1 pseudogene is annotated in these 218 nt (G+C 51.4%); it reads left to right on the top strand.

The features are described 5' to 3' along the window. Positions 1-68: 68 nt before the first annotated feature. Positions 69-218 (top strand): annotated as a pseudogene (locus tag M989_RS25770) (IS5/IS1182 family transposase); the annotation flags it as partial.

The following is a 218-nucleotide window of genomic DNA, read 5'->3' as shown; positions in this document are numbered from 1 at the left end:
GGAAGGTGCGAACAAGTTCCTGATATGAGATCATCATATTCATCCGGAGCGCATCCCAGAGGGACATCATGAGCCATCAACTCACCTTCGCCGATAGTGAATTCAGCACTAAGCGCCGTCAGACCCGAAAAGAGATTTTCCTCTCCCGCATGGAGCAGATTCTGCCATGGCAGAATATGACCGCTGTCATCGAGCCGTTTTATCCCAAGGCGGGCAAT

It is taken from the genome of Kluyvera georgiana ATCC 51603 (genome assembly GCF_001654985.1).
Taxonomy (GTDB): Bacteria; Pseudomonadota; Gammaproteobacteria; order Enterobacterales; family Enterobacteriaceae; genus Kluyvera; species Kluyvera georgiana.
Note: the sequence above shows the minus strand (reverse complement) of the source record. Positions and strands in the feature narration are given on the sequence as shown.